The organism is Novosphingobium sp. NDB2Meth1 (assembly GCF_900117425.1).
GTDB lineage: Bacteria > Pseudomonadota > Alphaproteobacteria > Sphingomonadales > Sphingomonadaceae > Novosphingobium.
Map to the genome: position 1 here is coordinate 483197 of NZ_FPEH01000012.1, position 13238 is coordinate 496434.

The following is a 13238-nucleotide window of genomic DNA, read 5'->3' on the forward strand; positions in this document are numbered from 1 at the left end:
CAGGCAGAACGAGGCCCGCGTGGAAGCGCGGGCCTTTTTCGTGGGGCGATCCCACAGCTTGTGCCGCGCGGCGCATTGTAATTTGCAGCATGGCACCCTAGCCAAGCAGCGATGGTCCTGCCGCCGTTTGCCCTTGTTCTCATCGCGCTTGTGCTTGCCGCCTGGACGCTGGGCGCGGCTTGGGCGGTGCTTGCCGCGCGGGGGCGGCTCGCGCGGGCCGAGGCGACGCAGCGGCTCGCCCGGCGGCTCTCGCGGATGATCGAGGAAGCCCCGGCGCTGCCACTGCTGGTGCGCGCCGACGGGCGAATCGAAGGGCCTGCGCGGCTTGCGGGCTGGTTTGGCCTCGATGCGATGCCGGGGTTCCTCAGCGAGATCGATGCGGGCGAGAAGGGGCTGGATGAGGTCCAGCTCTCGCAGCTGAGCGATGCGGTGCGCCGGGCGCAGAAGACGGGTGCGCCGTTCGAGCTGGCGCTGACCCCGCGCGGCGGCAAGCGCAGCCTTGGCGCACGGGGGCATCTCGCCGATCCGCAAGTCTCGCCCGGCGGCGCGGCGCTGGTCTGGTTCTTCGACTTTACCGACAGCGCCAATGAACTGCGCAAGCTGCGCGCCGAAGCGGCTTCGGCGCGGGCCGATTTCGTGGCACTGGCCGGGCTGATCGAGGCGGCGCCGCTGCCGATGTGGTTCCGCGGGCCAGACATGGCGCTGCGGCTTGTCAACAGCGCCTATGTCAAGGCGGTGGGTGCGACGAGCGCGGCGGATGTCGTGGCGACGGGGACCGAGCTGATCGAGCCGGTCGAGGGCGTCAGCGCAGCCAAGATCGCGCAGCAGGTCTATAGCCGCCGTCTGCCGATGGAGCGGGTCGTTTCGGCCACGATCGGCGGGCAGCGCCGCTCGATCCGCGTTTCCGACCTGCCGCTGGGCGAGGATGGGGTGGCAGGTTACGCTGTCGATACCGAGGAAATGGAGGAGCTGCAGCGCCAGTTCCGCCGTTTCCGCGAGGCGCAGCGCGAGATGCTCGATACGCTTTCCGCCGGCATCGCGCAGTTTGACGAGAAGCGGAACCTTGTTTTCGCGAACCAGCCGTTCCTGCGCATTTTCAGTGTGCCGCAGGCCTGGGTGGTCGATACGCCGCCGTTCGACCGGGTGCTCGACCGCATGCGCGACAGCGCGCGCCTGCCCGAAGTGCGGGACTTTCCGGAATGGCGGCGCGAGCGGCAAGGCTGGTTCCTCAGCCGCGAGCCGCGGGAGGAATCATGGCATCTGGGGGATGGCACCCATCTGCGCGTGATCGGGCAGCCGATGCCGGACGGCGGCCTGCTGATGATCTTCGAAGACCGCACCGAGCAGCTGCAGCTTTCCGCAACACGCGACACGCTGCTGCGCACGCGGACGGCGACATTCGACAACCTGTTCGAATCGCTCGCGGTGTTCGGCCCCGATGGCCGTCTGCAGCTGTGGAACCGGCGTTTTGTCAGCGAATTGGGGCTGGAGGAGGAGTTCCTCGGGACCCATCCCCGCGCCGACGCGCTGCTCGGCCGGATCGCCAAGTTGCTCAAGCGCCCGGCGCAAGTGAGCACGATCGGGCAGGTGATCCAGGCCGCCACATTGGAGCGCAAGCAGCAGAGCGGGCGCATCCTGCTGGCGGATGGCCGCTCGTTCGCGATTGCCGGAGTGCCGCTGCCCGATGGCAATGGCCTGCTGACGGTGCTCGACATAACCGACAGCGAAAAGGCCGAAGCGGCGCTGCGCGAGCGCAATGCCGCACTGGTGGAAGCGGACGCGGTGAAGACGCGCTTCATCGCCAACATGAGCTATGAATTCCGCACGCCGCTCACGTCGATCGGCGGGTTCGCGGAACTGCTGCAGAGCGGGATCGCGGGAGAATTGACTCCGCAGGCGCAGGAGTATGTCGGTGCCATTCTCGCCTCGGTCGAACGGCTTGGCGAGCAGATCGAGAACGTGCTCGACTTGTCGCAGAGCGAGGCGGGCACGCTGCCGCTGGCTGCCGAGGCGGTCGATCTGTTTGCGCTGCTGAGCGATGTCGTGCGCGAGCGGGCGGAGCGGCTGAGCGAGGCCGGGATTTCGCTCGATCTGCGCGGCTCTTCGGCCATCGGCAACGCAACGGGAGACCGCAAGCGGCTGCGGCGCCTGTTTGGCCAATTGATCGACAACGCGATCGCCGCGACGCCCAAGGGTGGGCGCATTCTTGTAGAGGCATCGCGCCGCAAGGGTGGCAAGAGCGGCAAGGGCGCGCTGCAGGTCGTCGTTTCCGACAACGGCGAGGGCATGGACCCGGCGCAGCTGGCCCGCGCGCTGGAGGGGCTGAAGATCAGCGCCGATGGCCGTTCGGTCGAACGGCGAGGCGGGGTCGGCCTGCCCTTGGTTCGCCAGCTGGTGGCGGCGCATGGCGGGACGTTCGAGCTCTTGTCCGAGAAAGGCGAGGGAACAAGCGCGATGGTGACGCTGCCATGATCATTCCGCTGCCCGATCTTGCGGCGACCGATGCCCTGGCCAAGCGCATTGCCGGTCTGCTGCATCCCGGTGACGTGATTGCGCTGAGCGGCGGTCTTGGTGCGGGAAAGACGACCCTGGCGCGCGCGATCATTGCTGCGCTGGGGTATGCCGGCGAAGTGCCGAGCCCGAGCTTTGCGATCATCGAGGTCTACGATCCGCCCGCGCTGCGGCTGCGGGTGGTCCATGCTGACTTCTACCGGCTCGAAGACCCGGAGGAAGTCGCCGAGCTGGGGCTTGACGACTACCGCGCGGATGCCGTGCTGATCGCCGAATGGCCCGAGCATGCGGGCGGTTTCACGCATGAACCGGCGTGCCTGTCGATAAGGCTGGAAATCCTCGAAAACGAGCGCAGCGCCATTGTGGAAGCCGGTCCGGATTGGCTAGAGCGCAGAGGATGGACGTGACCCTGACTGCAAGCGCCCTGCCAGAAGGCGCGCATCCGTTTCTATCCGCCGCGGGCTGGGACACCGCGGTGGTCGAGCCGATCCCCGGCGATGCCTCGGCGCGCCGCTATTTCCGCCTGCGCCGCCCGGGTGCAACCGCGATGCTGATGCACGCGCCGCCGCCGGGCGAGGACCCCGAACCGTTCCTGCGCGCGGCTCGCTGGCTCGATGGCAACGGCATGCGCGCGCCGCAGATCTACGCCGAAGATACGGCCAAGGGCTTTGTCCTGCTGCAGGATTTCGGCGAAGTGCGCATGCGCGAGTATGTCGACGCCTGGCCGCAGGACGAGCGCGAGGTCTATACCCATGCGGTCGAGGCGCTGCTGCAGCTGCACCGCCTGCCGCCAGGGCCGTTCACGGCCTATTCGCTGGCGGAGTACCAGCGCGAGGCGCGGCTCTTCGTTGAGTGGTACTGCCCGGTGCAGGGGCTTGGCGTGGATCTGGCCGGGTGGACCCAGGCGTGGGAGCAAGTGCTGGGCCAGTTGCTCGCCCGCCAGCGGCCCGGCGTGACAGTGCTGCGCGACTACCACGCCGAGAACATCATGCTCGATGGCGGCCTCGACAAGCAGGGTCTGCTCGATTTCCAGGACGCGCTGGTCGGCCATGCGGCTTACGATCTCGTCTCGCTGCTGCAGGATGCGCGGCGTGATGTCGATCCGGCACTGGAGCGCGCGATGCTGGAGCATTACATCGCGGCGAGCGGCGCGGACACCCATTTCGCCGAGGACTACGCGCGGCTCGGGGCGCAGCGCAACGCCAAGATCGTCGGCATTTTCGTGCGGCTGTGGCAGCGCGACGGCAAGCCGCGCTACCTCGATTACATCCCGCGCGTCTGGGCCCTGCTGGAGCGCGATCTGGCGCATCCGGCGCTCGCCCCGGTGGCGCGCTGGTTCGATGCCAATGTGCCGGCAGATCTGCGCGAAAAGCTTGGCGGGACGTTCAACGCATGACGAAGCTCGCAAGCGACGTCGCGATGGTGCTGGCTGCCGGGATCGGCAAGCGGATGCGCCCGCTGACCGCGACGCGGCCCAAGCCTTTGGTGCGTGTCAATGGCCGGGCGCTGATCGATCACAGCCTCGACAAGCTGGTCGAGGCCGGCGTTTCGCGGGCGGTGGTCAATGTGCATTACCTGCCCGGCCAGATCGAGGCGCATCTGGCGCAGCGCAGCGCGCCGGTCACAGTCATCTCGGACGAGCGCGAGGCGCTCCTCGAAACGGGCGGGGGCCTGGTCAAGGCGCTGCCGCTCATCGATGCCGATCCGTTCTTCTGCCTCAACAGCGACAATGTCTGGCTCGATGGCCCGCAGAATGTGTTCGCCGCGCTGAGCGAGGCGTGGGACCCGGCCAAGATGGACGCGCTGCTGCTGCTGGTGAACCACGCGCGGGCGTTCAACTACAACGGGCGGGGGGATTTTCATCTCGATCCGATGGGCCGGATCACGCGGCGCAAGCCGGGCCGGGTCGCGCCGTTCATCTATACCGGCATCCAGATCGTTTCGCAGCAGCTGCTGCGCGAGGCGCCGGAAGGCGCGTTTTCGACCGGGGTGCTGTGGGATCGCGCTATCGCGGAAGGGCGGCTCTACGGCATTTCGCATTATGGCCAGTGGTTCGAAGTCGGCGCGCCCGAGATGATCGCGCCGACCGAAGCCGCCTTGCAGCGTGGCTGAGCGAAAACCGAGCATCTATTCGATTGCCGCCCATCGCGGCTTTGCCGACGCACTCGTGGCGGGGCTGATCCCGCGCTATCGCGAGGAGGGCTTTGGTCTGGCGCGGCTGACGCTGCTGCTCCCGACGCGGCGCGCGGTGCGGATCGTCACCGAGGCATTTATCCGGGCGAGCGGGGTCGATGGCGGGCTGCTGCTGCCGCGCATGGTGGTCGTCGGCGATCTCGATCTCGACGAAACGCTGGGTCCGCTGCTCGATCCGCTGGGGCAGGGGGCGGACTTGCCTCCTGCCGCCGACCCCGCCGCAAGGCTGCTGGCGCTGGCGGACATGCTGCGCAGCGATCCCGAAACGCGCACCACCTCAGCGCCGGGCCTGCTGCGGCAGGCGCGCAGCATCGCGCAGGCGATGGACCGGCTCGCGGTCGAGGACGTGGAGCTTGAGGCGCTGCTCGATCCCGAGGTGGTCGGGCTGGTCGGCGAATTGGCCGAGCACTGGCAGCGCGGGACGGCGCAGTTCGCCCGCATTCTGGCGCGGTGGCGCGCGCGGTGCGATGAGCGGGGCGAGATCGACGCGCCGGTGCGGCGGAACCGGCTGCTGGGCCATGTCGCGGAGCGTTGGCGGAGAGAACCGCCGCCGCATCCGGTTGTCGCGGCGGGTGTGACATCGGCGGCGCCTGCGGTCGCGCGGCTGCTGCGGGTGGTTTCCGAGCTGCCGCAGGGCGCGGTGATCCTGCCCGATCTCGATCTGGCGCTGCCTGATCCTGTCTGGGACGCGTTGGGGGCGGCGGGCAATCGCGAGCATCCGGAAGGGCCTGTCTTCGCGCGCGGCGATGTGGCCACGCATCCGCAGTATCACTTGAAGCTGTTGCTCGCTCGCATGGGCGTGGCGCGGGGGGAAGTGTCGGCCTGGCACCGATCGGGACCTGCCGCCGCGCCGCCAGAGCGCAGCCGCGCGATTTCCAATCTGTTCCTGCCGCCCGAGGCGAGCACGGTGTGGGCGCAGCTTCCCGCCGAGGCACGCAGGCTTTCGGGTGTGCGGCTGATGGAAACGGCGCATCCCGAAGAGGAAGCGCAGGCGGTCGCGGTGCTGGTGCGGCAGGCTTTGGCCGAGCCGGAGAAACGCGTCGCAGTGATTACGCCCGACCGCGATCTCGCGCAGCGGCTTGTCGCGCATTTGCAGCGCTGGGGCATCGATGCCGATGATACGGCGGGCCGTCCATTGTCGCAGGCGCCGGCGGGGCGGGTGCTGTTGCAACTGGCAGAAGTGGCCGCGACGTCCGCCGCGCCGGTGCCGCTGCTGGCGCTGCTCGGCCATCCGCTGGTGCGGCGGGGGGAGGGGCGTGCGGCGTGGCTGGAGCGGGTGCGGCAGCTTGATCTCGTGCTGCGCGGGCCGCGTCCCGGCCCCGGGCTGAAGGCCGTGCGGAACGCGGTGGCGGCGAAGGAGACGGACTTTCCGGGGCTCACCGCATGGTGGGAGGAAGCGGCGGTCATGCTGGCGCCGCTGGTCGATCCTGCCGCGCCGCCGTCGCTGGCCCTCGGCCTTGATACGCTGGCGGAAGCGGCGGAAGCGCTGTGCGGGACGGCGATCTGGGGCGAGGCGGATGGGCGGGCGCTGGCGGCGTTCGTCGAGCAGTGGCGTGAGGCGGCGCAGGATAGCGCCTTGCCGGTGGAGCCTGCCGACCTGCATGCGCTGCTGAGCGATGCGCTGGCCGAGATTGCGGTACGCCCGCCCTATGGCGGCCACCCGCGCCTTGCGATCTACGGCTTGCTTGAGGCGCGGATGAGCCGGGCTGACCTCGTGATCTGCGCCGGGATGACCGAGGGCAAGTGGCCCGCCTCGCCCGCGCCCGATCCGCTGCTTGCGCCGCCGGTGCTGCGCGCGCTGGGCATTCCGGGGGCAGATTTTCGCATCGGGCTTGCCGCGCACGATCTGGCGGCTGCGCTGGGGGCGCCGGAAGTGGTGCTCAGCCATGCCTTGCGCGATGCGGCGGGGCCGGTGATCCCCTCGCGCTTCCTCTTGCGGATCCGGGCGATGCTGGGGCGCGAGCTGGAGCCGGAGACCGAGGCTGTCCGCATCGCGCGGGCGCTCGACAAGGCCCAAGCCGCGCCGGCTTATCCGCAGCCCGCGCCCCGGCCCAGCGCCGAGCAGCGCCGGGTCAGTATTGCCTCGACTGCGCTCGACCGGCTGCGCGGCGATCCCTACCAGTTCTATGCTTCGGCGATCATGGGGCTGCGCACGCTCGATCCGCTCGATGCCGCGCCGACCCCGGCGTGGCGGGGTACGCTGGTCCATGAAGTGCTGCAGCGCTGGCATGATGGCGGGAGCAGGCGCGGGGAACTGCTCCCGCTCGCCGAGCAGACGCTGGCCGAGATGAGCGCGCACCCCTTCATGCGCGGGCTGTGGCGGCCAAGACTGCTGGCGGCGTTGCAATGGGTGGAGGACTACAACGCAGAACTTGCGCTGCAGGGGCGCAAGCCGGTGCTGTGGGAAGAGACCGGCGTGACCGAGATCAAGGGGGTCAAGCTCCATGGCCGGGCCGACCGCATCGACCGCTTGGCGGATGGCACGCTGGCGGTGGTCGACTACAAGACCGGCAAGCCGCCCTCGGGGAAGATGGTGGAGGAAGGTTTTGCGCTGCAGCTGGGCCTCGTCGCGCTGATTGCGGAGCGCGGCGGGTTCGAGGGGCTGGGCGGCAAAGTCCATCGCTTCGAGTATTGGTCGCTGCAGAAGAAGGCGGATGTGTTCGGCTATTGCGAGGAACCGGTGCCGGAGGGGCGCAAGAAGACCGGTCTGCCGCGCGAGACCTTTGTTGCTGAGACCCTGCGCTTCCTGAGCGAGGCGATCGACAAGTGGATATTGGGCACCGATCCCTTCACCGCGCGGCCCAATCCGGACCTGCCGGGCTATACCGACTATGACCAGTTGATGCGGCTCGAGGAATGGCAGGGGCGGGAAGGGAACGCCTCATGAGCAAGGTCTTTCCGCTCAAGGACAACCAGCGGCTTGCGGTGCAGCCGGAGCGGACCGTGTGGCTCTCCGCATCGGCGGGGACGGGCAAGACGCAGGTGCTTTCCGCGCGCGTGCTGCGGTTGCTGCTGCAGGAGGGTGTCTCGCCCGATCAGATCCTGTGCCTGACCTTCACCAAGGCCGGCGCTGCGGAAATGGCGACGCGCGTGAACGACGTGCTCGCGCGCTGGGTGCGGCTGCCTGATACCGAGCTTGCGCTGGAGTTGGGCCATATCGGCGCTTCGATGGGACCGCAGACCGTCGCCCGCGCACGCAGCCTGTTTGCCGCTGTGCTCGATTGCCCCGGCGGCGGCCTGCGCATCGAGACGATCCATGCGTTCTCGCAGTGGCTGTTGGGCGCTTTTCCTGCGGAGGCCGGGCTCGTTCCCGGGACGCGGGCGATGGAGGACCGCGACCGCGATCTGCTGCTGCGCGAAGTGCTGGCGGACCTGCTGATCTCCGCGCAGGAGCAGGGCGACGAGGCGCTGTTTGCCGCGCTGGAGGACCTCAGCTTGCGCATGGGCGAGGATGCCGTGCCGGCGTTCCTGCTCCGCTGCGCGTCGGTGCATGGGCTGTGGGAAGGTCCGGGGGCATGGCAGCCGCCGCTGCGACCGCGGATCAACCGCTTGCTGGGGTTGGATGCGGAGGAGGATGGTTCGGGCCTCGCCGATCTGGTGCACGACAGCGTGTTCGATGTGCGCGCGGTCGAGGTTTGCATGGAAGCGAACCGGCGCTGGGGGGCTGCACAAGGCCTTGATGCGGCATCGGTGATGCAGGATTGGCTGGAGTCTGCGCCCAAAGCCCGCATTGCAGGGCTCGATGACTTCGCTGGCAAGTTCCTTACCGGGAAGGGCGAGCCAAGATCTCCGCGCTATCTTGTGAAGCACGAGCCGGCCTACGCCGAGTACCAGCTCTGCGTGATCGAGGACCTGCAGCGCGTGCAAGAAATGCGCACGCTGGTCGATCTGGCCGCGCGGCTCGATCCGGCGCTCACGCTGGGCCGACGCTTCGCACTGGCGTGGGCCGAGGCCAAGGCGCGCGAGGGGTTCATCGATTTCGACGACCAGATCCGCGCGGCAGCCGACTTGCTCACCAAGCAGGCGCCGGCGGAATGGATCCGCTACAAGCTCGACCGGCGCTTCGACCACATTCTTGTCGACGAGGCGCAGGATACCAACAGCGCGCAGTGGCGGATCGTGCTCGATGGCCTCGTCGGCGATTTCTTCAGCGGGGAAGGGCAGCGCGGGGACGCGGGCCGGACGCTGTTCGTGGTCGGCGATTACAAGCAAGCGATCTTCGGCTTTCAGGGCACCAGTCCGGAAAACTTCGCCGCTGCTAGAGAGCGCGTTAAGCGGCAGCTGGACGAGTTGTCTGAAGTCACCGCTGACCCTGCAAAGGCGCTGCTGCCGCTTGGTCTCGGCCGTTCCTACCGCACGGCCCATTCGGTGCTCGCCTTCGTCGACCGCGCGATCCAGGCGATCGGCCCCGACCGGTTTGGCCTGCCCGACGCGCCCGAGCAGCATCAAGGTGACAAGGAGCGGCCCGGGCTGGTCACGCTGTGGAAGCCGGTGGGCGGCGCGGCGGACGAGGAGGACGATACGCCGCCGGGCGAGGGCGACGAGGGTGCCGAGACGTGGCTCTCGCGTCCGGACAGGGTGATGGCCGATCAGATCGCGCAGCAGGTCAGCGAATGGCTGCGGCGCGGTTTCCCGCTGCACAAGGGCGGGCCGCGCCGGGCTACGCCGGGCGACATCATGGTGCTGGTGCGTTCGCGCAAGGCGCTGGCGGGGCTGATCGTCGCGCGGCTGCACGCGCGCGGGGTGCCGGTGGCGGGGGTGGACCGGCTGCGGCTCGGCGCGCCGCTGGCGGTCAAGGACCTTGTTGCCGCGCTACGGTTCTGCGCGCAGCCGCTCGATGACCTCAACCTTGCATCGCTGCTGGTTTCGCCGCTGGTGGGCTGGTCGCAGGAGATGCTGCTCGAGCATGGCTACCGCGCCAAGGGAGTGCGGCTGTGGGATCACTTGCGCAAGATCGAGGGGCCTGCGACGTATCCGGCAATGGAGCAACTGCGCGGCGTGCTTGCGCGCGCCGACTTCGGCACACCGGCGCAGCTGCTGCACTGGCTGCTGGTCGGGCCGTGGCAGGCGCGCCGCAAGCTGGTCGCGCGGCTTGGCGCGGAGGCCAATGATCCGATCGACGAACTGCTCAACGCCGCGATGGCCTATGCGGGCGGGCAGACGCCCAGCTTGGTCGGCTTTCTGCAGTGGTTCGATGTCGGCGACGGCGAACTGAAGCGCGAGGCGGGGCAGAAGGCCGATCTCGTGCGGGTGATGACGGTGCATGGCTCGAAGGGGCTAGAGGCGCCCATCGTCATTCTCGCCGATGCCTGCGCCGATCCGGACAAGTCGAACCCGCGCGGGCTGAGCCTTGTCGAGCAGGTGGTGGATGAGGCGCGCACCGTTCCGCTCCCGCCCTTGCGCAAGGCCGAGCAGGCGGGGCCAGTGCGCGAAGCGGCGGATCGCGCGGCGGCGGCGGAGCGCGAGGAGCACTGGCGCCTGCTCTATGTTGCGATGACGCGGGCGGAGGAAGCGCTGTTCATCGGCGGGGCACTGGGCAGCAAGGCCAAGGGCGTACCGGAGGAAAGCTGGTACGCGCAGCTGGCGCCGCTGTTTGGCGATGTGGATGGTCCGTGGCGCGACGATCCGATCTGGGGTGCCTCGCGCCAGTTGGGCGGGTTGGGGCCGTTACCGCCAGCGATTGCCGAGGTGCAGCCTCCGACTGAAGCCCATGACGACTTGCCCGCGTGGCTCGATGCGGCGCTCCCGGCGGAACCGCGCCCACCGCGCCCGCTCGCGCCGTCGGGGCTGGGTGAGGCGGACGATGCGCCCGATCCGCCGACGCGGCCCGGTCCGGCAGCGCGGACTGCCGCGCGGCGCGGGACATTGCTTCACAAGCTGATCGAGCGCTTGCCCGAGCTTGCCCCTGAGGCGCGCGCGAGTGCCGCGCGGGGCTGGCTGGCACGCATGGCGGCCGAGTTCCCGGCAGAGGAGCGTGACGTCATGGCCGAGGCGGCTCTGCGCGTGCTGGCCGAACCGGCCTGGGCCGAGGTGTTTGGCGCTGGATCGCTTGCCGAAGTGCCGGTTGCGGCGGTGGTCGGCGAGCGAGTCGTGAGTGGCACGATCGACCGGTTGCTGGTGCAGGAGGGCCGCGTGCGCATCGTCGATTTCAAGACCGACCGTCGCCCGCCGCAGGATATCGGGGAAGTCCCAGTCGCCAGCTTGCGCCAGATGGCGGCCTATGTGGCGGCGCTCGAAGTGATCTATCCGGGGCGCCGTGTCGAAGCCGCGCTACTGTATACGCACACGCCGCGGTTGATCGAGCTTTCGGCTGACGTCATCAATGCGCACAAGCCTGCCCTTCAGGCCGCGCAGGAAAGCTTTTAGCGCTCTTTCTTGCGCGGCGCGCCAGACCGCTTACATACCGGATCAACCGATAGGAGTTCTCTGCCATGGCCACCAAAGCCGTTACCGATGCCAGCTTCGCCACCGACGTTCTGGGCGCCGACAAGCCCGTGCTTGTCGACTTCTGGGCGGACTGGTGCGGCCCCTGCAAGATGATCGCCCCCGCGCTCGAAGAGATTTCGGAAGAGCTCGCGGACAAGGTCTCCATCGTGAAGATGGACATCATGGAAAACACCTCGATCCCCGGCGAAATCGGCGTGCAGTCGATCCCGCTGATGGTGCTGTTCAAGGACGGCAAGGCGGTCGCGCAGAAGCTGGGCGCTGCGCCCAAGAGCCAGCTCAAGGGCTGGCTGGAGAGCGTTCTTTAAGACAGCGGCTTGGCAAGGCCGGAACGGGGTGCAAGACTGCCGGTTCGCAGTCTGCACCCAGTTCCGGAGCCTTGCCTGATGTCTTTTTCTGCCTCTCGCCGGTTTGTCCCTCTGTTCGCGGCGGCGCTGCTTGCCTCTGCGATCCCGATTGCCGCTGCTGCCGCGCCCGATGGTGACAGTGCCGCGATTGCCCGGATCATCGATGAAGGCATGAACCGCAGCGAGGCGATGACCACCGCCTCCGCGCTGATGGACCGCATCGGCCCGCGCCTCACCAATTCGGAGAACCATCGCAAGGCGGAAAGCTGGGCGATGGACCTGCTGCGGCAGCGCGGCCTTGCCAACGTGCATGTCGAGCCGTTCGACTTCGGCGCTGGCTGGAACCTCGACAGCTATTCGGTGGCCATGGTCACCCCGCGGGCGCTGCCGCTGACGGCGATTCCCGTCGCGTGGTCGCCGGCCACCAGCGGCACGGTGCGGGCGCCGGTCGTCATCGCGCCGATGTCGCGCGAGGAGCATTTCGCGGAATGGAAAGGCAAGCTCGCGGGCAAGATCGTGCTCGTTTCGCTGCCGGGCCAGACCAGCGAGAGCAAGGGGCCGGTGTTCCAGCGCTACACCGATGCCGAGATCGCCGAGCTTGATACCTACACCAAGCCTGTGTTCGATCCGGACGCGGCGGCCTTGCAGGTGAAGAACCGCCGCTTTTTCGGCAAGCTTGCGGCGTTTCTCAAGGCCGAGGGCGCGCTCGCCGTCGTCAAGATGAGCTACCGTGATGGGAAGCTCGTCCACGGCGAGGGTTATGATTTCCAGCCCGGCCAGACCCTTGCGCGGCCCGCCGTCGAGCTCGCGCAGGAGGACTACCGCAAGCTGGTGCGGCTGGCGAAGACCGGGGATGCGCCGACCATCGCGATCACCGTCGCGGCGCGCTATGACGAAAGCAATCTCAAGGCCGAGAACGTTGTCGCCGAAATTCCGGGGAGCGATCCCAAGGCGGGCTACGTCATGGCCGGGGCGCATTTCGACAGCTGGATCGCGGGCGACGGCGCCAATGACAACGGCGCGGGTAGCATCACGGTGCTTGAGGCGGCGCGGCTGATTTCCAAGCTCGGCATCAAGCCCAAGCGCACCATCCGCTTCGTGCTGTGGAGCGGCGAGGAGCAGGGGCTGCTCGGCAGCCGCGCCTATATCGACCAGCACTATGCGAGCCGCCCGGTCGATCCCTCGCTCAAGGGCATCGACAGCTACATCGCGTGGCGCAATGCCTTCCCGATCACGCCGAAGCCGGAATACAGCCAGCTCAAGGCCTACTTCAACATGGACAACGGCTCGGGCCGGTTCCGCGGCATCTACAGCGAGGGCAATCTGGGCGCGGAAAAGCTGCTCAAGGAATGGCTTGCGCCGTTCGACATGCTGGGTGCGGACAAGCTGGTGGTGAGCAAGACCGGCGGCACCGATCACGTGTTCCTGCAGGCGATCGGTCTGCCCGGGTATCAGTTCATCCAGGACCCGCTCGACTATGACAGTCGCGTCCACCACTCGAACCTCGATACGGTGGACCACATGCGTGCCGACGATATGCGGCAGGCGGCGGTGGTGATGGCGGGGATGCTGTGGCAGGCGGCCAACAGCGACAAGGAACTGCCGCGCGCCGTGCTGCCGACGCAGCCTGCGCCGACCGACCCGTTCAAGGTGCGCGATCCCTCGCAGTGAGTGTCGGGCGAGGTCGGGGGCTGGGCAATGCCTCCTCCATGCCCGCTCACCCTGAGCTTGTCGAAGGGTGCC

Annotated in this window: 8 protein-coding genes; all 8 read left to right on the plus strand. The window is 68.4% G+C overall.

The window, feature by feature from the left end:
• Positions 1–111: 111 nt before the first annotated feature.
• The 8 genes from NDB2M1_RS06800 to NDB2M1_RS06835 all read left to right on the plus strand — a co-directional run bounded on the left by NDB2M1_RS06800 (position 112) and on the right by NDB2M1_RS06835 (position 13166).
• On the plus strand, positions 112–2472 hold the full coding sequence (locus NDB2M1_RS06800) for a sensor histidine kinase (protein ID WP_072380726.1): 2361 nt from the start codon (positions 112–114) through the stop codon (positions 2470–2472).
• Positions 2469–2918, plus strand: coding sequence for a tRNA (adenosine(37)-N6)-threonylcarbamoyltransferase complex ATPase subunit type 1 TsaE (gene tsaE, locus NDB2M1_RS06805; protein WP_054123687.1), 450 nt, complete (start codon positions 2469–2471; stop codon positions 2916–2918). Before NDB2M1_RS06800 ends, tsaE begins: the two co-directional genes overlap by 4 nt.
• The gene (locus NDB2M1_RS06810) at positions 2909–3907 is read left to right on the plus strand and encodes an aminoglycoside phosphotransferase family protein (RefSeq protein ID WP_072380728.1); all 999 of its coding nucleotides are present in this window, start codon (positions 2909–2911) and stop codon (positions 3905–3907) included. Before tsaE ends, NDB2M1_RS06810 begins: the two co-directional genes overlap by 10 nt.
• Positions 3904–4623, plus strand: a complete 720-nt coding sequence (locus NDB2M1_RS06815; RefSeq protein ID WP_072380730.1) for a nucleotidyltransferase family protein — start codon at positions 3904–3906, stop codon at positions 4621–4623. Before NDB2M1_RS06810 ends, NDB2M1_RS06815 begins: the two co-directional genes overlap by 4 nt.
• Positions 4616–7591, plus strand: a complete 2976-nt coding sequence (gene addB / locus NDB2M1_RS06820) for a double-strand break repair protein AddB (RefSeq protein WP_072380732.1) — start codon at positions 4616–4618, stop codon at positions 7589–7591. The genes NDB2M1_RS06815 and addB overlap by 8 nt, the downstream gene beginning before the upstream one ends.
• On the plus strand, positions 7588–11070 hold the full coding sequence (addA, locus tag NDB2M1_RS06825; protein WP_143146654.1) for a double-strand break repair helicase AddA: 3483 nt from the start codon (positions 7588–7590) through the stop codon (positions 11068–11070). The genes addB and addA overlap by 4 nt, the downstream gene beginning before the upstream one ends.
• Before the next feature lie 65 nt (positions 11071–11135).
• Positions 11136–11456, plus strand: a complete 321-nt coding sequence (gene trxA / locus NDB2M1_RS06830) for a thioredoxin (protein ID WP_054120442.1) — start codon at positions 11136–11138, stop codon at positions 11454–11456.
• Positions 11457–11534: 78 nt separating this feature from the next.
• Entirely contained in the window at positions 11535–13166 is a 1632-nt protein-coding gene (locus NDB2M1_RS06835) for a M20/M25/M40 family metallo-hydrolase (protein ID WP_072380736.1), read from the plus strand.
• Positions 13167–13238 lie beyond the last annotated feature (72 nt).

Bases quoted from the DNA above. Each gene is read 5' to 3' on its own strand.
- NDB2M1_RS06800 (WP_072380726.1), top strand. From the start codon at position 112: ATGGTCCTGCCGCCGTTTGCCCTTGTTCTCATCGCGCTTGTGCTTGCC.
- NDB2M1_RS06835 (WP_072380736.1), top strand. From the start codon at position 11,535: ATGTCTTTTTCTGCCTCTCGCCGGTTTGTCCCTCTGTTCGCGGCGGCG.
- NDB2M1_RS06815 (WP_072380730.1), top strand. From the start codon at position 3,904: ATGACGAAGCTCGCAAGCGACGTCGCGATGGTGCTGGCTGCCGGGATC.
- tsaE (WP_054123687.1), top strand. From the start codon at position 2,469: ATGATCATTCCGCTGCCCGATCTTGCGGCGACCGATGCCCTGGCCAAG.
- trxA (WP_054120442.1), top strand. From the start codon at position 11,136: ATGGCCACCAAAGCCGTTACCGATGCCAGCTTCGCCACCGACGTTCTG.
- addA (WP_143146654.1), top strand. From the start codon at position 7,588: ATGAGCAAGGTCTTTCCGCTCAAGGACAACCAGCGGCTTGCGGTGCAG.
- NDB2M1_RS06810 (WP_072380728.1), top strand. From the start codon at position 2,909: ATGGACGTGACCCTGACTGCAAGCGCCCTGCCAGAAGGCGCGCATCCG.